The sequence below is a fragment of the Streptococcus sp. 477 genome (assembly GCF_013277295.1).
In the GTDB taxonomy this organism is placed as follows: domain Bacteria; phylum Bacillota; class Bacilli; order Lactobacillales; family Streptococcaceae; genus Streptococcus; species Streptococcus pseudopneumoniae.
Genome location: NZ_VMMQ01000014.1, coordinates 56,929 through 78,790 on the forward strand (window position 1 = coordinate 56,929; position 21,862 = coordinate 78,790).

The following is a 21,862-nucleotide window of genomic DNA, read 5'->3' on the forward strand; positions in this document are numbered from 1 at the left end:
GTAAATGTGTGAGAATTAATTTTAACAAAATCCAAAAAGCCATGGGTACCAGACTGGGTTTTGTCCTAACCCTTTTAATCCTCTATTGGCTCAAAACCTTATTAGCCTATGCCGTTGACTTTAATTTAGATATTCAAGTGGGCAAGTTGCAGGGAAATTACCTTGCCTTTATCGCCTTTTTCAATCCCCTTCCCTTGGGATTACTCCTGCTAGCTCTAGCCCTCTATGCTCGGTCAACCAAAATCTTTTATGGTCTGAGTATAGCTATTTATAGCCTGTTATTCATTTGGCTTTATTCCAACGTCTTTTACTATCGAGAATTTAGTGACTTTATCACGGCTAATACCATGAAGGTGGTCAGCAAGGTGTCTGTTGGTACTGCAGAATTAGAGTTACTGCGCTTTTGGGATTTCATCTATTTTATGGATTTCCCACTGCTGGCTTTCCTTTTCTATAAAAAATTCATCCAGCTGGATAGGAGACCTTTCAAATTCCGCTCCAGTGTTGCCATCACTGCTCTCTCTGCCCTGCTCTTTTCAGCTAACCTTTTCTTGGCTGAAATTGAGCGTCCCGATCTCCTATCGCGAGGATTTTCGAATTATTATGTTGTTCGCGCCCTTAGTTTACCCGCCTTTTTAGGCTATAGTGCCAACCAATCATACAGTGCCAACAAGGAACGTGCCAAGGCCTCTGAGACCGACCTGCAACCTATTACAGATTATATTCAAGAACATTCGGCTAAACCTAATCCAGACTATTTCGGCTTAGCCAAAGGGAAAAATGTGATTTATCTCCACTTGGAGAGTTTCCAACAGTTCCTGCTGGACTATAAACTCAACATAGATGGAACTGAGCATGAAGTCACTCCCTTCCTCAACTCCCTCTACCATTCGCAATCAACCCTAGCCTTTTCGAATATCTTTAACCAAGTCAAGGCTGGTAAGACCTCAGATGCAGAAACCATGCTGGAGACTGGTTTGTTTGGACTTGACCAAGGTTCCTTTATGGTCAACTATGGAGGTACCAATACCCAGCAAGCTGCGCCTTTTATCCTATCAAAAAATGGCTACCAATCCAGTGCTGTCTTTCACGGCAATATTGGGACCTTCTGGAACCGAAATACGACCTACAAACAATGGGGCTATCAATACTTCTTTGATGCATCCTACTTCACCAAGCAAGACAGTAGCAATTCTTTCCAATATGGTTTAAATGATAAAATCATGATGAAAGATTCTATTCAGTATCTGGAGCATTTGCAGCAGCCTTTTTATGCCAAGTATATCACGGTGTCCAATCACTATCCCTATGCTAGCAATCTGACTGGCGATGAGCTTGGTTTCCCACTGGCTAAAACCAAAGATGAAACAATCAATGGCTACTTCCAAACAGCCAACTATCTGGACAGTGCCATTAAAGCCTTCTTTGACTATCTCAAAGAAAGTGGCCTCTATGAAAAATCCATCATCGTCATTTACGGAGACCATTATGGTATTTCCAACTCCCGCAATCCTGAGCTGGCACCCTTGATTGGAAAGACTTCTGATAACTGGTCGAATTACGACAATGCCATGTTGCAACGGGTGCCTTTTATGGTGGTCATGCCTGGCTATGAAAAAGGACAAATCATCAATACCTACGGTGGACAAATCGATATCTTACCGACTCTCGAACACCTCCTTGGTATTGAGTCCAATTCCTTCCTTCAAGTCGGCCAAGACCTTCTGTCTCCAGATCATCAAGAAATCGTTGCCTTTCGAACTGCCAATTCCTTCGTCACACCAAAATACACCAGCTACGACGGACGAACCTACTATACTGAGAGCGGTCTTGAAATCAGCAATCTTGATGAACAAGCTCAAACTGAACTAGAAAGCGTTCGGCAGGCAGCCAGCCAACAGCTAAAAATCAGCGACCAGATTCAAACTGGTGATTTGATACGTTTCTACCAAGCAGATCATCTTGGAAAAGTTGATACTGAAAGTATTTCTTACCTCAATTCCTTGCCAATTCTGCAAAAGATTGAACAGGAAAAAGGTAGTCAGTCAACCAGCCTCTTTAGCCAACGACAAGGCAAAACTAGTACTGACCTTTTCAAGGCACCAAGTTACCAAGAACTCCACCCAGAGTCGGCTGAAACCGAATCAAAATCACAATAAAAAATGCTCTTCCGTCTTGGAGGAGCATTTCTTTTTATCAACAAAAATCAAAGAGCAAACTAGGAAGCGATCTGCAGGCTGCTCAAAGCANNACGAAGTCAGTAACCATATCTACGGCAAGGCAAAGCTGACGTGGTTTGAAGAGATTTTCGAAGAGTATTAACTTTGAGATTGTAGCTGGAGAGGCTGTACCTGCAATATGTGTCTGTCAAGTTTAGTGACGTAGATAGTAGAATAAAGATGAGAAGGCATAGAGAGAAGATAAATCAGCCTCAGCAGGTATCTGGAAAATTTGATTCTATAGAGAAGACTTTTGTTACAAACTCAATATACTATCAATAAATAATATCATAGAAGCAACAATAATTAAAATTTCACCTATTTGCATCATTCTATTTCGAACTTTAAATATATGTTCTATCAAAAATACTTGGATCACACACATTATAGGAATGAAAGTTTTTGAAATTGAAAAATATCCCAATAAATAAACTATAAACAACAAAAATAGAACTATGTTATATTTCTTATTCAAAACATTCCTCCCTATATATTTTTGATTACCAATCTTAATCATTTACAACTACATTCTAACAAACTATAAAAGCGTTTGTCGAATTGAATTTATCAAGCAAGCGACCAACTAGCTCATCTTTTTTCTATTTCTGCCAATATGCGTGACAGGTAGTAATGATAGCCAAAAATAGCAAGAGCAAGCAAGAGGATAAGAACTCCTACTCCCAAGCTGATGGCAAGGACAGGGACGAGAGACCGAACCAAGAATAAGCTCCCTATTACAAGGGCCATTAAGATTGCACTATAAATAAAAATCAAAACTATTGCTACTATACGATTTGAACGGTTTACCAGGTCCGTAATGCTACTCCAATTGGTTGACAGATTTTTCACGTCCTTAAAGTAATTGTGGCAAGAAAGGATGACACTGGCAAGGATCCATGCCACAAGGAGGTAAATCATCGAAAGGATGGGCAAGCCTAGATATAGAGAAAGTCCAAATAAAGTCAGAACTGGTAAAAAGGACTGGACAGCAAATATAATCCAAAATTTCACTTTCACATAACAAGCAAAATCAAAGGGTAAACTCTTAAGAAAATCAACATTTTCTCTCTCCAAGGACAAGGCAATTGAATGTAGGCTGGTGATATTGTTATTGACAACTGCTATAAACACTCCTACAAAAAACAAGGGTAACCAGTATGGAGGATGAATGTCTGGAACTATCTGAGAATCTCGGATTTTGGAAATCAGACCGATCATCATGAGATAAGGAAGGAAAGCACTTGTAAAAAGCACTGTAATCACGCCAGTCCCCTGTCCCAAGAGGGTGAGGTGGTAGCGTAAAACCATACGGAAAAATCCCTTTTTAGTAGTTGAAATTCTCTCCTTACTGCGACGTTCTTTCTTGACCTTCTCCTCACTGTTAAGCAGAATCACGTCATAAAAACGAGGAAAAACCTTCTTTTTGCTCAAGTAAAGCACGAAGACAGTTAGTCCTATCCAAGCGAGCAGACCCAGGATGGCTTCTGTCGAAAAAGGCTCCACTGCTATTTTGTAAAAGAGATGAATAGGATAAAGGAGAAATGGAATGTCTCTAACTTTGTCAACAATACGTCCAGAAGTCGACTGTAGAAAGAAGACATATATTAAAGGTATGAGAACTCCTATCCCAATCATCACATTCGAAAAAATAGACTGATACTTTCTGAAGACCCTAGTCTGAGCCAAGAAATGTACTGCCACTACCATCACTAAAGTAACAGAGACAAATAATAGGGTCAAGGACAGTAGCATCAAAGGCAAACCCAGCCATAGAGAAGGAGCTAGCCTAATATAGAGGACTAGAAAATAAGCTAGGATTGGTACAATTCCAGTTAGAGCTGGCAAGAGAACAGACAGTCCTTTAGCAATTATAATCTCTGATTCTTTAAAGGCATAGGGCCTATACGATGCCAAGTCCTTACTCTCATAAAAGACATTGTAAAATGCAGTGAAAGAAGTTGAAAAGGCAAGCACCAGTAAAATAGCAACCATGCTACTAAAAAAACTTGGTATTTCCTCAAAAGGAAAATGAATGGCTATATTTATAAACATGATGAGCATCAAGAGACTGGAAAAAATGTAAGAACTTAGGACTCTAGCGGAAACATTTACTTTTTTTCCAGGATTTTTAGCTTGCTTCTTTCGTAGGTTAGCCAGATTAGCTTCTTGAGATGAATAGAGGATATTGATATCAACTAATTTTTTAATGACCTTGAGACGCATCTGAAACCTCCTCTTTTCTACCAGCAAGGCTAAGATAGATACTTTCTAAAGACTGGTCTGGATGGTCTTTTCTCAAGTCCTCTACGCTACCACAATAAATCAAATGTCCCTTTTTCAAAATGGCAATCCGATCACAGACTTGCTCAGCTACCTCTAGGACATGAGTTGAAAACAAGACCGTCTTGCCTTTTTGTACATGTTCCTTCATCATTTGCTTCAAATCAAAGGCAGCCTGGGGATCCAAACCAGTCAAGGGTTCGTCCAAAACCCAAATATCAGGATCAGACAAAAGTGCCCCGATGACAAAGACTTTCTGACGCATTCCGTGAGAAAGGGTTTCAATAACCTGATAGCGATTTTCAGCAAAATCAAAAACGTTCAATAGCCTAGCTAGATTAGCCTCCAAGTCAGAGCTAGTCAGACCATAGGATGAAGCAATCAATTCCCAAAATTCATTGGCCGTTAAACGTAAAAATAAGTCAGGCGAGTCTGCTACGTAGCCAATCTTTCGTTTAATAGCCAAGCGATTTTCCGATAACTCCTGACCATCTACCAAAATACGACCACTGCTGGGCGAAATGATACTGACTAGGGATTTTATGGTGGTCGATTTCCCAGCACCATTATGGCCAATCAAGCCCATAATCTCCCCATTTTCAATCTGCAAATTGAGATTGCTCAAAGCCTCTTTATCACCATACAACTTACTAACATTTTGAAATTCAATCATGGGATGACTCCTATCTTTATCTATATCACATACTATTATACTAGCACTTTGATACAAAAAAATCAACACTTTATTTTAAGTAGATACAATAGTTTCCTTCTATTCTTACGCAAACGTTTGCGCCAAGAGATACTTTATGATAGAATAAAGAACAAGATTGACAAGTAAGAGGAAACATCATGCAAAATCAAACACTCATGCAATACTTTGAATGGTATCTGCCCCACGACGGTCAGCACTGGACGCGTCTGGCTGAAGATGCTCCACACCTAGCTGATCTCGGTATCAGCCATGTCTGGATGCCACCAGCTTTCAAGGCTACCAATGAAAAAGATGTCGGCTATGGGGTCTATGACTTATTCGACTTAGGAGAGTTTAACCAAAAAGGAACTGTCCGCACCAAGTATGGTTTTAAAGAAGACTATCTTCAAGCTATTCAAGCTCTAAAAGCACAGGGAATTCAACCTATGGCTGATGTAGTTCTCAACCACAAGGCTGCTGCCAATCACAGGGAAGCCTTTCAGGTTATTGAGGTGGATCCTGTTGACCGTACAGTCGAACTCGGAGAACCCTTCATCATCAACGGCTGGACTAGCTTTACCTTCGATGGTCGCCAAGATACCTATAATGACTTCCACTGGCACTGGTACCACTTCACCGGTACAGACTATGATGCCAAACGCCGAAAGTCTGGGATTTATCTGATTCAAGGGGATAACAAGGGCTGGGCTAACGAGGAATTGGTCGATAACGAAAACGGTAACTACGACTACCTCATGTATGCTGATCTAGACTTTAAACATCCTGAAGTCATCCAAAATATCTATGACTGGGCTGACTGGTTCATGGAGACGACTGGTGTAGCTGGTTTCCGCTTGGATGCCGTTAAGCACATTGATTCTTTCTTTATGCGCAATTTTATCCGTGATATAAAGGAAAAATACGGTGACGATTTCTACGTTTTTGGTGAATTTTGGAACCCAGACAAGGAAGCCAACCTAGACTATCTTGAAAAAACGGAAGAACGATTCGATCTTGTCGATGTTCGTCTCCACCAGAATCTCTTTGATGCTAGTCGAGCAGGTTCCAACTACGATCTTCGTAGCATTTTCACAGATAGCTTGGTTGAACTCAAACCTGACAAGGCTGTGACTTTTGTCGACAACCACGATACACAACGAGGTCAGGCTCTTGAGTCTACCGTTGAAGAATGGTTCAAACCAGCAGCCTATGCCCTCATTCTGTTACGCCAAAATGGCCTTCCATGTGTCTTTTACGGCGACTACTATGGGATTTCAGGGCAATATGCTCAACAAGATTTCAAAGAAGTCCTTGACCGTCTCCTAGCCATCCGAAAAGATTTGGCCTATGGAGAGCAAACAGACTACTTTGATGACGCAAACTGTATCGGTTGGGTACGTTCAGGTGCTGAACATCAATCCCCAATCGCAGTCCTTATCTCAAATAACCAAGAAAACAGCAAGTCAATGTTTGTCGGCCAAGAATGGGCTAACCAAACTTTCATAGACTTACTTGGAAACCACCAAAGTCATGTTACAATCGATGAGGAAGGTTATGGACAATTCCCAGTCTCAGCTAGATCCGTAAGTGTCTGGGCAGTCAATACCATCTAATAGTTCATAATAACCAAGCCAGGTCCAATCGGATTTGGCTTTTTTGCATTCACAAAAAGACCTACCCAAATGGATAGATCTTTACTCAATTACAATTTACCTGCTACTGCATCCAACAATTCTTGGATTTTAGCTTGGTTGCTTCCTCCTGCCATGGCCATGTCTGGTTTACCACCACCACGTCCATCAACGATTGGTGCTAATTCTTTGACAAGGTTTCCTGCATGAAGGTCTTTTGTCTTGCTTGCTACAAGGACATTGACTTTATCACCAATAGCGGCAACTAGGACAAGAAGATCAGAGTAGTCTTTTTGTTTCCAGTTATCTGCAAAAGTACGAAGGGCACCAGCATCAGATACAGACACTTGACTAGCAATGTAACGGTGACCGTTGACTTCCTTAACATCCTTGAAGATGTCGCCTGCGGCTGCAGCTGCGGCCTTTTCTTTCAATTCAGCATTTTCTTTTTGCAATTGACGAAGTTGTTCTTGAAGTCCTTCTACCTTGTGAGGTACTTCTTTAAGTTGAGGTGCTTTAAGAGTTGCTGCGACTGCTTTAAGAGCATCTTCTTGTTCACGGTAGGCTTCAAAGGCTTCCTTACCAGTCACTGCCAAGATACGGCGAGTTCCTGATCCAATCCCTTCTTCTTTGACAATCTTGAAGAGGCCAATTTCAGAAGTGTTGCCAACGTGGGTACCACCACAAAGCTCGATAGAGTAGTCACCGATAGTAACAACACGGACTTCTTTACCGTATTTCTCACCAAAGAGGGCCATAGCTCCCATTTCTTTGGCAGTGTCAATATCCGTTTCAACTGTCTTCACTTCAAGAGCTTCCCAGATTTTCTCGTTGACTTGCTGTTCAATCGCGCGCAATTCTTCAGCAGTCACTGCTTGGAAGTGGGTAAAGTCAAAGCGAAGGAATTCAACTTCGTTAAGAGATCCTGCTTGTGTCGCGTGGTTTCCAAGGATATTGTGAAGGGCAGCGTGAAGCAAGTGAGTCGCAGTGTGGTTTTTCATGACACGGTGACGGCGATTGCTATCAATTGCCAAGGTATATTCTTGGTTCAAGGCAAGCGGTGCAAGGACTTCAACTGTATGAAGGGCTTGACCATTTGGGGCTTTCTGAACATTGGTCACAGTAGCCACAACCTTACCTGACTCATCCAAGATTTGTCCGTGGTCAGCTACCTGTCCACCCATTTCAGCATAAAATGACGTTTCCGCAAAGATAAGAGAGGCAGTTCCTTCTGAAACAGCTTCTACTTCTGCATTGTCCGCCACGATAGCTACCAATTTAGAAGACAATTGGCTAGCATTGTAGTTGAAGACACTTTCTACAGTGATGTTTTGAAGAGTTTCATTTTGCATACCCATTGAGCCACCCTTGACAGCTGACGCACGCGCGCGTTCTTGCTGTTCTTTCATGGCTGCTTCAAAACCTTCACGGTCCACAGTCATACCAGCTTCTTCAGCAATTTCTTCAGTCAATTCAACTGGGAATCCATAAGTATCATAGAGTTTGAATACATCTGAACCAGCGATGACCGATTGACCTTTTTCTTTCAAGTCAGCTACAATGCTTTGGGCAAAGTGTTGACCTGAGTGTAGGGTACGAGCAAATGACTCTTCCTCGCTCTTAACGATTTTTTCAATAAAGTCACGTTTTTCAAGCACTTCTGGGTAGTAGCTTTCCATGATTTTTCCAACAGTTGGAACGAGTTTATAAAGGAAAGGCTCGTTGATGCCCAATTTTTGACCATGCATAGAGGCACGACGAAGGAGACGACGAAGGACATAACCACGACCTTCATTTCCTGGAAGGGCACCATCACCGATGGCAAATGACAAAGAACGGATGTGGTCAGCGATAACCTTAAAGCTCATGTTATCGCCATCTTGGTCATAGACCTTACCAGACAATTTCTCCACTTCACGAATGATCGGCATGAATAGGTCCGTTTCAAAGTTGGTCTTAGCCCCTTGGATAACCGCCACCAAACGCTCCAAACCAGCGCCCGTATCAATGTTCTTGTGTGGCAATTCCTTGTATTCGCTACGAGGAACAGCAGGGTCTGCGTTAAATTGTGACAATACGATGTTCCAGATTTCGATATAACGGTCATTTTCGATATCTTCTGCAAGCAGGCGAAGACCGATATTTTCTGGGTCAAAAGCCTCTCCACGGTCAAAGAAAATCTCTGTATCTGGTCCAGAGGGTCCCGCACCAATTTCCCAGAAGTTATCTTCGATTGGAATCAAGTGACTTGGATCCACTCCCACTTCAATCCAGCGGTTGTAAGAATCCTTATCGTCTGGATAGTAGGTCATGTAAAGTTTTTCAGCTGGGAAGTCAAACCACTCAGGGCTTGTCAAAAGCTCATAAGCCCAAGTGATAGCTTCATCACGGAAGTAATCCCCGATTGAGAAGTTACCCAACATTTCAAACATGGTATGGTGACGCGCAGTCTTTCCTACGTTTTCAATGTCGTTGGTACGGATAGCCTTTTGAGCATTGGTAATACGTGGATTTTCAGGAATGATGGTCCCGTCAAAGTATTTCTTAAGGGTTGCTACCCCAGAGTTAATCCACAAAAGAGTTGGGTCATTTACAGGAACCAAGCTCACTGATGGTTCTACTGAGTGACCTTTGGTCGCCCAGAAATCAAGCCACATTTGGCGTACTTGTGCACTAGATAGTTGTTTCATATTGTCTCCTTATTTACTTGTTTAATGTGATTGGCTTTCCAGCATTTCCACATAGTCAATCGCGACACAGAGGGAAATGACTAGGTCTGCATAAGCGTCCTCAAGGACTGTTACGTTATAGGTAGAGGTCAGATGGAAGAGTTCCTTCTTAATTTCTGCAATCAGCTGATCGCGATCATCCAACAATTTGAAATCCAAATCCCAGATATTGCCCTCGACACGAAGCCCCAGATTATCAAACTCATACTTATCTCGCCAGAAGGTCAACTTCTTGCGAATGACAAAACTCGAGCCATCCCGAAGCTGAATCTCAAAACGAGGAAGTAGAGTCCAAATCTCTTTACTAATCTCACTGACTTGGTTACCAAATGCATCATAGATGGTAAAGGTTTTGGGAATCTTAAAAAATGATCCCTCCACCTGATAGGCGATTTCTCCCCTGTCATCCTTGATAGCGAAGCGTTCGCCTCCAAGACGAAACTTTTGTTTGACAAGAAATGTTTTCATCAACACCTCCAAAAAATCAAAAGACAAGCTCATATCACGAAGGGCGAAAAACCGCGGTACCACCTTCATTCAATGAACTTGTCATTCTCTTGTTCTTATGCAATTGTTAAATTGAGTAGCATGACTTTCTAGCTTAGATGGCTCGCAGCACCGCCATTTCTCTGGACTAAGACAAGAGAAAATCAATTCTCAACTTTCTTATTATAACGTTTTTTTAAGTCTACGTCAACTGGAAATCATTCCCATTTAAGAAACCCCATTCCCTACATCTTCGATTACTTTTTCAGAATATATTTTTTCTTACTGCTATCACTCTTTTTATCCCAACTTTTATTCCAAGTTTTCGAATGTTTCATAATAAAAGACACCAAATTATTTAGTTTTGGTGTCTTTTATCTGCTCTCTAAATATTTTAAAGTTATTTATTTCTTAATATTTTTTACTATTAAAAAAATGATGATTAGAAAGAGAGTTATAGTAAGAGCGACTGTCATCAAACCAAACATTCCCATTTTACTTCACCAGTGTAACTAGATAGTCTGCGTCGAGCTCTGCTCGAAGAGCTCCGTCCCAACTTGGGCCGTTAATCCAAGGAACACTGAGTTGAAATGTGAAATATGCTGTTGCTCTCCTATTACTTTCATGCACTAAATTTGCGGAGTTTGTGCCTACTAGATGGAAATACCATAAATCATATGCGCTGGTAATGTTACGAGTATCTATTGTGATATAGAAGCCACAGTTAAATATCCCGCGTCTGTAACTTATATGATAAGTTCCGTTACTAGCTTTTTCACTACCAACTTGTGCCCATCTAAAACTGGTTCGAGGTCTGTCAGCAACCTTTGTAACGGTAATTACATTTTCTTCCCCAGAATTATCTGTAAATACTTGTGTAGCAGAATCCCCAACTTTCATTACTAAAGATGTTCTTGTTTCATAACTACCGTTATTGTCAATATTTTCATCTGCCTTTGTAGTTGAAAATGTTGTTAAAAACAATAAACTAGCAACTGCTGTTAAGAAAATCATAAAATTCTTTTTCATGATTTATTCCTCCTATCTTTTTTAAAAGCATAGAATATTTAGAGAGTTTCTTGTGTTTGTGTTTACGCTTACATTATACCATAAAATATTGTTATTGCAAAGAAAAAGAGTTAAAAAAACGAACCAGCGTGACTGATCCGTTTTCATACATCCTACTTCCGATACATTTTAAATTGTAGGAAGAGGTCGCTATATTTTCCTGTCCATTTATGGTCAAATTTCTCATAAACTTCTAGGTGTTTCATAGTTTCAGCATCTGGATAGAAGGCTTTATCTTCTTTTTTCTCCTCTGGGAGTAATTCCTTAGCTGGTAGGTTTGGTGTTGAATAGCCGACATACTCCGCATTTTTGAGAGCATTTTCGGGTTTCAACATAAAATTGATAAAGGCATAGGCTGCATCTTGGTTTTTGACGGTTTTGGGAATGACCATATTATCAAACCAAAGGTTGCTGGCCTCAGTCGGTACTACATAGCGTAGATTTTCATTTTTTTCTAGCATTTGGCTGGCTTCACCAGAGAAGGTCACGCCGATTGCAGCGTTGTTCTGAATCATGTAGCCCTTCATCTCGTCGGCCACAATAGCCTTGATATTTGGAGTCAGTTTATAGAGCTTATCCACCGTCTCTTCCAACTGCTGGGGATCCTTGGAGTTGAGGCTGTAGCCGAGGGAATTGAGCCCTAGACCCAGCACTTCACGCGCCCCATCAAAGAGCATGATAGAGTTCTTATACTCTGGCATCCAGAGGTCGTCCCAATGCTCAGGCGCTTCATCTACCATAGTTTCATTGTAGACAATTCCCAGTGTTCCCCAGAAGTAAGGGATGGAGAATTTATTGCCTGGGTCAAAGGACTGGTTGAGGAACTCCGGTCCGATATTTTCAAGACCTTCAAGTTTTGAATAATCAAGCGGTACCAGGAGGTCTTCGTCCTTCATCTTGTTAATCATGTATTCACTAGGAATGGCAATATCGTAGGTCGTTCCACCCTGCTTGATCTTGGTATACATGGCTTCGTTGGAGTCAAAAGTCTCGTACTGAACTTGGATTCCTGTTTCTTCTGTGAATTGCTCCAAGAGTTCTGGATCGATATAGTCTCCCCAGTTATAGATAACCAGTTTTTGACTATCTCGGCTATTGATTTTACTGTCTAGATGCGTCGCAATTCCCCACAAGACCAGGATAATCGCTACAATTCCTGCTAAAAATGAATAGAGTTTTTTCATGCTTGCTCCTCCTTCTCACGTGAGATAAAGTAATATCCAACAACTAGGATAATACTAAAGAGAAAGACAAGGGCAGACAGGGCATTGATTTCTAGTGAAATCCCCTTTCGAGCACGAGAGTAAATCTCGACTGACAGGGTTGAAAAGCCATTTCCCGTCACAAAGAAGGTCACGGCAAAGTCATCTAGCGAATAGGTGAAGGCCATGAAGTAACCTGCAATGATAGACGGAGTCAGGTAAGGAAGCATGATTTCCTTGAACATCTGAAATTGACTAGCTCCCAAGTCATAGGCCGCATGAATCATGTCGCCATTCATTTCCTTGAGTCGAGGCAAGACCATCAAGACCACGATAGGAATGGAGAAGGCCACGTGACTAGATAGAACGGTCAAAAAGCCAAGTGAAAACTTGAGTTGGGTAAAGAGAATCAAGAAGCTAGCACCAATCATAACGTCAGGCGCAACCATGAGGATATTATTGAGTGATAGAAAGGCTTCTTGGTATTTCTTACGAGACTGGTAGATGTAAATGGCACCAAAAGTCCCGATAATGGTCGCTATCAAGGCTGATAGGAAGGCCAAGAAAAATGTCTGAGCCAAAATCAGCATGAGTCTCCCATCTCCAAACATGGTTTCAAAGTGAGTCCAGCTAAAACCTGTAAAGCTATTCATATCATCACCAGCATTAAAGGCATAGCCAATCAAGTAAAAGATAGGCAGGTAGAGGACCAGAAAGACCAGTCCCAGATAAAGGTTGGCAAATTTTTTCATCGTTCTCTCCTTTCCTTGGTCACCCACATGGTGATGAACATGGTCAAGATGAGAATTACACCGATGGTTGAACCCATACCGTAGTTGTCATTGGTTAGAAAATTCTGCTCAATGGCTGTACCTAGTGTGATAACGCGGTTCCCACCAATCAAACGGGTCAGCATGAAGAGACTCAAGCTGGGGATAAAGACCGATTGGACCCCACTTCTCACCCCATTCATCGATAGAGGGAAGATGACATGACGGAAGGTCTCCCACTTGGTCGCACCTAGGTCATAGCTGGCATTGATGAGATTGTTGTCCATATCATCCAAGACATTGAAAATCGGCAATATCATAAAGGGAAGCTCGATGTAGCTTGCGACAAAGATAAAGGAGAAATCGGTAAAGAGCAACTGTTGTGAGCCGATTCCGATAAATTCCAAGAATTGGTTAATAGAGCCATTCTGACCAAAAATTCCGATAAAGGCATAGGCTTTAAGGAGCAAATTGATCCAGGTTGGCAGGATAATCAGCATGAGCCAGAGTTGACGGTGCTTGAGACGGGTCAAAAAGAGGGCTGTTGGATAGCTGATAAGCAGTGTCACTAGGGTTACAATTCCTGCATAAAGCACTGAGTTGAAACTCATTTTGAGATAAGTCAAGTTTTGTGACGCAAAGTAAGATCTATAGTTTTCTAAACTAAACTGGCCTTCAATGTTGAAAAAAGATTGTCCGAAAATCAAGACCAAGGGTGCCAACACAAAGAGGGCGATCCAGAGCATATAGGGCACTACAAAGAGTTTAGAGCTTGTTTTCTTCATCTCTTTCCTCCTCGATTGCATTGATCAGACCTGCTTCTTGCTCTTCGATTTCTACGTACTCCTCGATACGAGCATCGAACTCTTCCTCGGTTTCATTGAGACGCATGATGTGGATGTCTTCTGGTTCAAAGTCCAGACCGATTTCCTCACCCACAATGGCCTTGCGAGTCGAGTGGATCATCCATTCATTTCCAAGCTCATCATAGGCGATAATTTCATAGTGCACCCCACGGAAGAGCTGGGTATCGACCTTAACTTGGAGCTTGCCTTCTTCAGGAAGGGTAATCCGCAAGTCCTCTGGACGAATAACAACCTCAACAGGCTCATTTGGTTTCATCCCACCATCGACCGCTTCGAAGCGTTTGCCGTTAAACTCAACCAAGTAGTCCTCAATCATGGTTCCTGGCAAGATATTTGACTCCCCGATAAAGGTAGCAACAAAGTGGTTGATCGGCTCATCGTAGATGTCCACAGGTGTTCCAGACTGGACAATCTCGCCATCATTCATAACAAAAATCCAGTCACTCATGGCCAGGGCTTCTTCCTGATCGTGAGTGACAAAGACAAAGGTAATGCCCAATCGTTGTTGCAATTCACGGAGCTCGTACTGCATGTCTGTCCGCAATTTCAAGTCCAGAGCTGACAGAGGCTCGTCCAACAAAACCACACGGGGTTGGTTGATGATAGCACGGGCAATAGCCACACGCTGGCGTTGTCCTCCAGAGAGTTTTCGGATGGAACGCTTCTCATAACCTTCCAACTGAACCATCTTGAGAACTTCTGCTACACGCTGCTCAATTTCTTTCTTGTCAATTTTACGCAAGCGAAGTGGAAAGGCAACATTTTCAAACACATTCATATGTGGAAACAAGGCATAGGATTGGAAGACAGTATGGACGTCTCGCTTGTTGGTTGGAATGTCGTTGATACGAACACCGTCCAGCAAAATATCTCCTGTCGTCGCATCCAGTAAACCTGCAATAATGTTTAGGATAGTTGATTTTCCTGAACCAGATGCGCCTAGAAGGGTGTAGAATTTCCCTTCTTCCAACTCAAAGTTGATATCTTTGAGAACCTTGGTGTTGCTGTCTTCAAAAACTTTTGAGACGTTTTTGAATTCAATAATTGGTTTTTTCAATTGTCATTTATTCCTTCTTTTTCATAGATTAACAGATCAGGGCTCTGTCAGGCCGCTACTACCTCGTGTAGGAGATTGAACTGCCTACATTCTTCTGCACTAACGATAGGCTTTCACTCCCTTTCCATGACATAGCAGCAGCTTTTCAAATACAGCTTCCTACTTGCTTTCACCTAAAATACGGACCTCTCTCTCAAGAGTAACGCCAGAGTGTTCCTTGACTTTTTCGATAACAGACTCAATCAAGTCTTCGTAGTCTTTGGCCGTTCCGTCAGCAACATTGATCATAAATCCCGCGTGCTTTTCAGACACTTCTACGCCACCGATACGATAGCCTTTCAAGCCAGCTTCTGAAATTAATTGACCTGCAAAATGCCCGACTGGACGCTTAAAGACCGAGCCACAAGATGGGTATTCCAAAGGTTGCTTGAGTTCACGTAGGTGCGTCAAGCGGTCCATTTCCTGCTTGATAACCTGATGGGTTCCTGGGGCTAGGGCAAATTTAACTGACAAGACAACTGCACCAGACTCCTGAATAGCTGAATGGCGGTAACCAAAAGCCAAGTCTTTAGCAGACAGGGTTTCGATTTCTCCATCCTTGGTCAAGACCTTACAAGACTGCAAGATGTGAGCAATCTCGCCACCATAGGCACCCGCATTCATAAAGACAGCACCGCCAACGCTTCCAGGAATGCCACAAGCAAACTCAAAGCCAGTCAAACTATGACGGAGGGCAATGCGAGTTGTTTCAATCAAGTTAGCTCCTGCTTCAGCTTCGATGGTATAGCCATCAACGGAAACATTATTGAGCTTGTCACACAAGATGACAAATCCACGAATCCCACCGTCACGAACAATGATGTTACTAGCATTTCCAAGAACCATCCAAGGAATATTTTCTTGGTTGGCAAATTTAACAAGGCGCGCCAACTCAAAACGATTTCGTGGAAAGACCAAATAATCGGCCTCTCCACCTACTTTTGTATAACTATAGCTATGCAAGGGTTCCTTGAAACGGATATCAATCCCTTCTAAGATTTCAAGCATGTTTTCTCTTACAGACATGTTACTCTTCCTTTTACAAAATTCATTCCATTATACCATTTTTAAGACCATTTGACGACCCTAAAAAATCTTGGGCTTATTTTAAACAAAAAAGAGGTTTCCCCTCTTTTTATGATTTTTTACAAAAGATTGCCTTGGTTCCATAGGCAACTAGGATCAGTTCAACTAGTAGAATCACTTCAACCAAGACTGGATTTGTCAACCAGCCTACTTGGGAAAGAGATGGTGCCAGATCAAAGAAGGCATGCAATCCATAGGCTGCTAGGAGATAAATCCATTTCTTCTGGCGAACAGCTTGGTAAACCCAAACAGTCAAGAGTAATTGGAAACCTAGCGCCAAGATTCGCTCAAAACCAAGCAAATAAATCTGCCAGACTGATAGCGACTGAATAGTTTTCAACATATTTTCAGACAGTAATTGCATGACCTGTGGATCCTGCGTTTGAACTGCTGAGAGAACGAAGTAGAGATTAAGCAAACTAGTAAGACCTAGGAAAATCAACTCCAAGCCACCATGCCCTAACCCATAGGCCAAGGCGTCTGCCTTTTCCAAACTTCTCTTTTTCTCCAACCATTTGAAGAAAATAAGACGAGCAGTTTCCTCAAAAAATGCTGCCATGGCTAGGCCATAGATGATATAGACAAGCGGATGGTCTTGCAAGAGAGCAATACTACCGTCTTTTTGAGGATGTAAAACTAAGATATGCACCAGTTTTTCCAAAATCTGCGAAGAAACAAAGAAAGCGACTGCACCCAATCCCAAGGCAGCTAGATTAGTCTGGTATTTCTTTTTGGCAAACCAAATGCTTCCTATCAAGAAAGCCAGCAACAGCACCATGGTAATGATAATATGAATGATCATTTTCTTCTCCTATTCTGCCTTTTCAATATCTTTTTTCATCTCGTCAACATTGAACTTAGCAAACAAGTATTGACGGTCTTGGACTGGGAAACGTTGGTCCAACTGGTCAATAGCTCCCACCTCGATAATGCCTTCCTTGATAACAAAGTCCATGACATGTCCACCAAAAGTCAAATCATCTGAGATAAAATGTAGATGATATCCTGCCAAACTGACCCCATTGAAAATCTCTGGCGTCCAGAAACCAACGATGGTTCCTGCCACATTGTCACGACTATATTCAGGTTGATGGGTTGCGACATCAGCAAACTTGGTATCTGGTGCCGACTTGGGAATCATGCGCACATGCATATGTGAAAATTCCCCACGAATCTTGATAGAGCGGAAAAGATTTTCCCCGTCATAATAAGACTCAATCCGTTCTTCCAATTCCTTGTCTGTCATCTCAAAGCGCTGGCGGAAAATGACCTCTGCCTGATGTGGTACTACTGCTGCGTAAGGAATAAGGGCATCTGGTAATACTTCTACAATTTCCGGTTGCTCTCCTGAGCCTTTGGCTTGATAAGCCTTGCCATCCAAGACAATCAATTCCCCATCAATGGAATCCAAGGTTCCCAAACCAAGGTCTCCATGCTCTAGCAATTCTCCTACTGTCATGGTCCCACCATAAAGGCCAGCCATCAAGGCTCCAAGGGTATTGTATTGAAATAATTTCACTGGTTCCTGCACGTTCTTATCCATTCTCTTTCTTGTTTGTTATTCTATAAATGTTACTCCTAAGTATACCACATTTAGCTTTATATGTGAACGAGAGAAACACCTTAGACATTGCCAAGAAAGAAAAAAAGGGTACAATGTAACAAAATCAAGGGAGGTCTGGAATGAAGAAACAAAGCAAGTACCAAGAGGTCGTAGCTTATCTGAAAAATTCATCGAGTCTGGACGCTTTCCGACGGGTAGCCTGAGATTTTGACAGAAACAAAACTTGAACTGGCACAACAACCCCTAAGGAACACACTTCCCTAGGGGCCTTTTTTTATTTAACTAAATCATTATTTATTTTTTGTTCCTAGCAAACATAAATATTGTATTAATAATTGCAAAAATAAATGCAAACAAAAGGATTTTCCAAAGGATAAATTTTTGTAACACTAAATATGCATATACAAATCCAATCAAAAAGCTAATAATCCCATCTTTTATTAAAAAGTTTTTATCACGCATTATTCCAGACCACACTGAACTGCCCAAATAGCCAACTGACCAGCAATGATATAAATATTTGTTTTAAGTCCATTAGCTTTAACAAATCTTAGTACCACTTTAGCTAATTCTGACCAAGCCTTTTTCTGCGCATACTTAACAATTAGCGAAACATTGGTCATAGCAAAAAATTCTTCTCGTATTTTTCTCGCTATACATCCTCCCATCTCATCCCAAGGGACTCTGTTATAGAGATTATTAATATTAGTTTCTAATTTATTTTCCGCAAGAGCAATATCTTTTTGAGAAAAGTTTTTATAAACATATTCAGTAAAATTTTTTTCATTAACTCCATTTCTAAACATTTGATCAAGAACATTAGCTACATCATCCATTTATTTTTGTTCTTGGGTACTAATTTCAGAAACTTCCGTAGTAGTTACATCATCAGCAAATACTCTAACAGAAACTATAGAAGGAGACATAATAGAAAATAGTGATAATATAACAAGAGCTGAAGTTACAGTTTTTTTAAATTTCATAAAAAACACTCCTTCAAGTCGCAAATATATATTACTAATAAAATAACTTGATTTTCTGATTTAAAACTCCTTTCTAACAAGTCATTCGTATACTTTTATTTTTCAATTCTGTTATACCACAACTAGAAGACGGTTTCAAGCTTTTTCCTAAAAATATGTGCAAGTAATACGGGGAAATTAGCATGAAAACTTTTTAAAACAAACCAACCCCAGATAAAAATACATATTTTGTTTTAAAGAGAAAAAAGTTCCGAAAAACTGTCACATCTGCATTTGGTTGCTCTTTGATTTCAAAAAAGTATTAAAGATGGGAATATACCACATTTGCTCTTAGATGTGAACGAGAGAAACACCCTAGACATTGCCAAGAAGGAAAAAAAAGGGTACAATGTAACAAAATCAAGGGAGGTCTGGAATGAAGAAACAAAGCAAGTACCAAGAGGTCGTATCTTATCTAAAAAATAGTATCGAGTCTGGACGCTTTCCGACGGGAAGTCGCCTGCCTTCTATCCGTCAACTGAGCCTTGACTTTCACTGTAGCAAGGACACCGTTCAGCGCGCCCTGCTGGAATTACGGCACGAACAATACCTCTATGCCAAGCCCCAGAGTGGCTACTATGTCCTAGAACAAGGGCAACACCAGGACCTAGAAATCGAGGTTACGGACGAACACGCCAGCGCCTATGACGATTTCCGACTCTGTGTCAATGAAACCTTGATTGGACGAGAAAACTACCTCTTCAACTACTATGACAACCAAGAAGGACTAGAAGACCTAAGACAGTCCATTCACCAACTCCTCTTTGACCAAGCCCTCTACTGCAAGGCTGATCAACTGGTACTGACTTCTGGAACCCAACAAGCCCTTTTTATCCTCTCTCAAATTTCCTTCCCTAGCCAAGCCAAGGAAATCTTGGTGGAACAACCGACCTACCATCGAATGAATCGCCTCTTGATTGCTCAGGGTCTGGACTATCAAACGATTGAACGAGGCATTGATGGGATTGACTTGGAGGAACTGGAAGGCCACTTCAAAACAGGAAAAATTAAGTTTTTCTATACCATTCCTCGTTTTCACTATCCTCTGGGACATTCCTATTCTGAGCAGGACAAACGAGCTATTCTTGACTTAGCTGCCAAGTATGGTGTCTATATCGTAGAGGACGACTATCTGGGGGATTTGGACTCCAAGAAGGGCCAGACCTTCCACTATCTGGATACAGAGGAGCGCGTCATTTACATCAAATCCTTCTCAACCAACCTCTTTCCAGCCCTGCGGATAACGGCACTCATCCTTCCAAATGCTATCAAAGAAGCCTTTGTGGCCTACAAAAATATCCTAGACTACGACAGCAACCTCATTATGCAAAAGGCCCTGTCACTCTATATTGATAGTCAATTGTTTGAGAAAAATCGTCTGACTCGCTTGAATAATCAAGAAACTTACCAAAAACAAATCAAGGAAAGACTAGCTTACAGCCCCTGTCCTCTTCCTCATTTTCCTCTTCACGATGGTTTATTGCTAGACCTGAGACAGTATCCTAAAATCGCCAATCTCAAACACAGTCAACTAGGCTTGGACTTCTTTGAAGAGGCCTATTTAAGCACCTGTCCTTATCAATTTGCCAAGGTGTCCCTAGACAATCTGGAAAAGGTTTTAAACTATTTAAAAGCAGAATTGGAATGACATCCAACTCTGCGTTTTTTCTTATTCTTCAACTTCTGTTAGGCTTGCTGCCTTTTCAAGATAGCTTTGGTAAGTTCCTTCATCCTTGAGTTTTTGGATGACCTTGTCCACCACTTCTTTCAAATCAGCACTATTTTTTCTAAGGGCAACGGCATTGGCTTCACCGTCCTTCATCTTCAAGCTAACAGTTGCGACAGCTAAGTCAGCGTTTTTAGCAGCATAACTAAGTGCAACAGGCTCATCCATATGAACAGCATCTACTTTTCCAGTCTGCAATTCATTAACTGCTTCACCCATATTAGTTAGGGAAGTTAATTGAGCTTTTGGCAATTGTTCCTTGACCATTGATTCTGGAACAGTCCCTTTTTGGGCTGCAATATTATCACTTTCTAGGCTAGTTAAATCCTTGTATTTTTCTACATCAGCCTTACGAACCAAGAAACTAATCTTGTTTTCATAGTAAGGGATTGAAAAATCAAAGACTTCTTTTCTCTCGTCAGTAGCGCTAATTCCCGCAACTGCTAGGTCAGCCTTACCTGTTTGTAGACTGGTTAAAACATTGTCAAAACTCATGCTTGAGATTTCTAACTTAACCCCAAGTTCATCAGCGATAGCCTGAGCCATGTCGATGTCTGCACCGACTACCTGGTTCTTTCCATCAACCAATGATTGAAATTCAAAGGGTGCATAGTCAGGACTGGTTGCCACAACTAATTTCCCCTTTTGCTTAATGGCCTCAACAGCTGACTGAGAACCATTAGAACCTGACTGGCAAGCTACTAAGAAGAAACTTGCAAGAAAATTACATAAAACAAATATCCATTTTTTTGATTTCATAAATAAACAACCCCTCTGTTAATTTTGTATAATTATAACGATATCTAAGTTGCTTGTCAAGTGTTTTCTTGCATTTTCATAAAATATATTTACTAAAAAATAGAAATACAGTGGTTAGTTTATCTATCTATTGGGAACTTATTTTCAAAAAAATCATTTATCATATCTTGATGCTGCTGGTTTACAATTGCAATATTTTGTATGTCACTATGATCAAAAAATCCTAATTCTAAAGTTTCATCACTTGTAAAAAAATTTGTAGAGATAGAAGTTTCAGATGAAACTAAATACAAGATTGTAAGAACTTGAGCCTCATCACCATTCGGATAACTGTCTGAATATTTTGTATAAACATTTAAGAGTTTTTCCACCCTCACTTCGACTCCTGTTTCTTCATAAAACTCTCGCACTAAAGCTTCTAAAGCCGATTCTCCTAATTCAAGAGCACCACCTGGTAATCCCCACGTTCCTTTATCTGCTCGTTTTTGTAATAAAATTTTTCCTGATTGACTTAATATTCCACAGGTAAAATTTAAAATAATCTTATCTTTTCCAACTTTTTTCTGATATTCTGTATGTAGTTCATTATTCACCTCTGACAAAGTAAACTATCTATACAATGAAAGCTTACTGTATTAAAAAGTAAGCTTTCACAATAATTTTA

At 41.0% G+C, this 21,862-nt stretch carries 20 protein-coding genes; 3 read left to right on the forward strand and 17 right to left on the reverse strand.

Going from position 1 to position 21,862, the window contains the following annotated elements:
• Window positions 1-41 precede the first annotated feature (41 nt).
• On the forward strand, window positions 42-2,159 hold the full coding sequence (locus tag HT691_RS02655) for an LTA synthase family protein (RefSeq protein ID WP_031243305.1): 2,118 nt from the start codon (window positions 42-44) through the stop codon (window positions 2,157-2,159).
• 316 nt (window positions 2,160-2,475) lie between these two features.
• Here the strand turns inward: HT691_RS02655 and HT691_RS11615 are convergent, their stop codons facing one another.
• From HT691_RS11615 to HT691_RS02665, 3 genes are all read right to left on the reverse strand, one after another.
• Window positions 2,476-2,736: a hypothetical protein gene (locus HT691_RS11615; protein WP_000590367.1), complete on the reverse strand. Its 261-nt coding sequence runs from the start codon at window positions 2,734-2,736 to the stop codon at window positions 2,476-2,478.
• Between the two features lie 71 nt (window positions 2,737-2,807).
• The gene (locus tag HT691_RS02660; protein ID WP_001237593.1) at window positions 2,808-4,442 is read right to left on the reverse strand and encodes a hypothetical protein; all 1,635 of its coding nucleotides are present in this window, start codon (window positions 4,440-4,442) and stop codon (window positions 2,808-2,810) included.
• A complete protein-coding gene (locus tag HT691_RS02665) occupies window positions 4,423-5,172 on the reverse strand; it encodes an ABC transporter ATP-binding protein (protein ID WP_000569210.1) in 750 nt (249 codons plus the stop codon). The genes HT691_RS02660 and HT691_RS02665 overlap by 20 nt, the downstream gene beginning before the upstream one ends.
• A gap of 179 nt (window positions 5,173-5,351) precedes the next feature.
• Here HT691_RS02665 and HT691_RS02670 point away from each other — a divergent pair, with 179 nt between their 5' ends.
• Window positions 5,352-6,806 (forward strand): alpha-amylase, encoded by a 1,455-nt coding sequence (locus tag HT691_RS02670; RefSeq protein ID WP_138706225.1) that lies wholly within the window; start codon window positions 5,352-5,354, stop codon window positions 6,804-6,806.
• Between the two features lie 89 nt (window positions 6,807-6,895).
• On the opposite strand, the gene alaS is transcribed toward HT691_RS02670, so the two are convergent.
• The 12 genes from alaS to HT691_RS02730 all read right to left on the reverse strand — a co-directional run bounded on the left by alaS (window position 6,896) and on the right by HT691_RS02730 (window position 18,674).
• Window positions 6,896-9,514, reverse strand: coding sequence for an alanine--tRNA ligase (alaS, locus tag HT691_RS02675; RefSeq protein ID WP_000811774.1), 2,619 nt, complete (start codon window positions 9,512-9,514; stop codon window positions 6,896-6,898).
• A gap of 21 nt (window positions 9,515-9,535) precedes the next feature.
• A complete protein-coding gene (locus tag HT691_RS02680) occupies window positions 9,536-10,021 on the reverse strand; it encodes an LURP-one-related/scramblase family protein (protein WP_138706224.1) in 486 nt (161 codons plus the stop codon).
• Window positions 10,022-10,534: 513 nt separating this feature from the next.
• Window positions 10,535-11,068, reverse strand: coding sequence for a DUF5626 family protein (locus HT691_RS02685; protein WP_023939050.1), 534 nt, complete (start codon window positions 11,066-11,068; stop codon window positions 10,535-10,537).
• A gap of 152 nt (window positions 11,069-11,220) precedes the next feature.
• Window positions 11,221-12,291 carry an ABC transporter substrate-binding protein gene (locus tag HT691_RS02690; RefSeq protein WP_023932772.1) on the reverse strand — a complete coding sequence of 357 codons (1,071 nt, stop codon included), beginning with the start codon at window positions 12,289-12,291 and terminating at the stop codon, window positions 11,221-11,223.
• Window positions 12,288-13,061 carry an ABC transporter permease gene (locus tag HT691_RS02695; protein WP_000712727.1) on the reverse strand — a complete coding sequence of 258 codons (774 nt, stop codon included), beginning with the start codon at window positions 13,059-13,061 and terminating at the stop codon, window positions 12,288-12,290. The genes HT691_RS02690 and HT691_RS02695 overlap by 4 nt, the downstream gene beginning before the upstream one ends.
• Complete coding sequence (locus HT691_RS02700) at window positions 13,058-13,864, reverse strand: ABC transporter permease (protein ID WP_061816571.1); 807 nt, start codon at window positions 13,862-13,864, stop codon at window positions 13,058-13,060. The genes HT691_RS02695 and HT691_RS02700 overlap by 4 nt, the downstream gene beginning before the upstream one ends.
• Window positions 13,845-15,002 carry an ABC transporter ATP-binding protein gene (locus HT691_RS02705; protein ID WP_000742900.1) on the reverse strand — a complete coding sequence of 386 codons (1,158 nt, stop codon included), beginning with the start codon at window positions 15,000-15,002 and terminating at the stop codon, window positions 13,845-13,847. Before HT691_RS02705 ends, HT691_RS02700 begins: the two co-directional genes overlap by 20 nt.
• A 159-nt stretch (window positions 15,003-15,161) precedes the next feature.
• Window positions 15,162-16,067 (reverse strand): UDP-N-acetylmuramate dehydrogenase, encoded by a 906-nt coding sequence (gene murB, locus HT691_RS02710; protein WP_166727441.1) that lies wholly within the window; start codon window positions 16,065-16,067, stop codon window positions 15,162-15,164.
• A gap of 109 nt (window positions 16,068-16,176) precedes the next feature.
• A complete protein-coding gene (locus tag HT691_RS02715; RefSeq protein ID WP_023932774.1) occupies window positions 16,177-16,929 on the reverse strand; it encodes a YhfC family glutamic-type intramembrane protease in 753 nt (250 codons plus the stop codon).
• Window positions 16,930-16,938: 9 nt separating this feature from the next.
• Window positions 16,939-17,670, reverse strand: a complete 732-nt coding sequence (budA, locus tag HT691_RS02720; protein WP_023932776.1) for an acetolactate decarboxylase — start codon at window positions 17,668-17,670, stop codon at window positions 16,939-16,941.
• A 482-nt stretch (window positions 17,671-18,152) separates the two neighbouring features.
• Window positions 18,153-18,527, reverse strand: a complete 375-nt coding sequence (locus tag HT691_RS02725) for a hypothetical protein (protein ID WP_233053222.1) — start codon at window positions 18,525-18,527, stop codon at window positions 18,153-18,155.
• On the reverse strand, window positions 18,528-18,674 hold the full coding sequence (locus tag HT691_RS02730) for a hypothetical protein (protein ID WP_165852374.1): 147 nt from the start codon (window positions 18,672-18,674) through the stop codon (window positions 18,528-18,530).
• 415 nt (window positions 18,675-19,089) lie between these two features.
• Here HT691_RS02730 and HT691_RS02735 point away from each other — a divergent pair, with 415 nt between their 5' ends.
• A complete protein-coding gene (locus HT691_RS02735; RefSeq protein WP_166727440.1) occupies window positions 19,090-20,361 on the forward strand; it encodes a PLP-dependent aminotransferase family protein in 1,272 nt (423 codons plus the stop codon).
• A gap of 21 nt (window positions 20,362-20,382) precedes the next feature.
• Here the strand turns inward: HT691_RS02735 and HT691_RS02740 are convergent, their stop codons facing one another.
• Entirely contained in the window at window positions 20,383-21,198 is an 816-nt protein-coding gene (locus HT691_RS02740; protein WP_172925240.1) for an ABC transporter substrate-binding protein, read from the reverse strand.
• Between the two features lie 119 nt (window positions 21,199-21,317).
• Window positions 21,318-21,791, reverse strand: coding sequence for an NUDIX domain-containing protein (locus HT691_RS02745; protein WP_033605139.1), 474 nt, complete (start codon window positions 21,789-21,791; stop codon window positions 21,318-21,320).
• Between the last annotated feature and the right edge of the window lie 71 nt (window positions 21,792-21,862).

Coding starts and splice junctions, on each gene's coding strand:
- HT691_RS02655 (WP_031243305.1), top strand. CDS start 42: ATGGGTACCAGACTGGGTTTTGTCCTAACCCTTTTAATCCTCTATTGG.
- HT691_RS11615 (WP_000590367.1), bottom strand. CDS start 2,736: ATGATTAAGATTGGTAATCAAAAATATATAGGGAGGAATGTTTTGAAT.
- HT691_RS02660 (WP_001237593.1), bottom strand. CDS start 4,442: ATGCGTCTCAAGGTCATTAAAAAATTAGTTGATATCAATATCCTCTAT.
- HT691_RS02665 (WP_000569210.1), bottom strand. CDS start 5,172: ATGATTGAATTTCAAAATGTTAGTAAGTTGTATGGTGATAAAGAGGCT.
- HT691_RS02670 (WP_138706225.1), top strand. CDS start 5,352: ATGCAAAATCAAACACTCATGCAATACTTTGAATGGTATCTGCCCCAC.
- alaS (WP_000811774.1), bottom strand. CDS start 9,514: ATGAAACAACTATCTAGTGCACAAGTACGCCAAATGTGGCTTGATTTC.
- HT691_RS02680 (WP_138706224.1), bottom strand. CDS start 10,021: ATGAAAACATTTCTTGTCAAACAAAAGTTTCGTCTTGGAGGCGAACGC.
- HT691_RS02685 (WP_023939050.1), bottom strand. CDS start 11,068: ATGAAAAAGAATTTTATGATTTTCTTAACAGCAGTTGCTAGTTTATTG.
- HT691_RS02690 (WP_023932772.1), bottom strand. CDS start 12,291: ATGAAAAAACTCTATTCATTTTTAGCAGGAATTGTAGCGATTATCCTG.
- HT691_RS02695 (WP_000712727.1), bottom strand. CDS start 13,061: ATGAAAAAATTTGCCAACCTTTATCTGGGACTGGTCTTTCTGGTCCTC.
- HT691_RS02700 (WP_061816571.1), bottom strand. CDS start 13,864: ATGAAGAAAACAAGCTCTAAACTCTTTGTAGTGCCCTATATGCTCTGG.
- murB (WP_166727441.1), bottom strand. CDS start 16,067: ATGTCTGTAAGAGAAAACATGCTTGAAATCTTAGAAGGGATTGATATC.
- HT691_RS02715 (WP_023932774.1), bottom strand. CDS start 16,929: ATGATCATTCATATTATCATTACCATGGTGCTGTTGCTGGCTTTCTTG.
- budA (WP_023932776.1), bottom strand. CDS start 17,670: ATGGATAAGAACGTGCAGGAACCAGTGAAATTATTTCAATACAATACC.
- HT691_RS02725 (WP_233053222.1), bottom strand. CDS start 18,527: ATGGATGATGTAGCTAATGTTCTTGATCAAATGTTTAGAAATGGAGTT.
- HT691_RS02730 (WP_165852374.1), bottom strand. CDS start 18,674: ATGAAATTTAAAAAAACTGTAACTTCAGCTCTTGTTATATTATCACTA.
- HT691_RS02735 (WP_166727440.1), top strand. CDS start 19,090: ATGAAGAAACAAAGCAAGTACCAAGAGGTCGTATCTTATCTAAAAAAT.
- HT691_RS02740 (WP_172925240.1), bottom strand. CDS start 21,198: ATGAAATCAAAAAAATGGATATTTGTTTTATGTAATTTTCTTGCAAGT.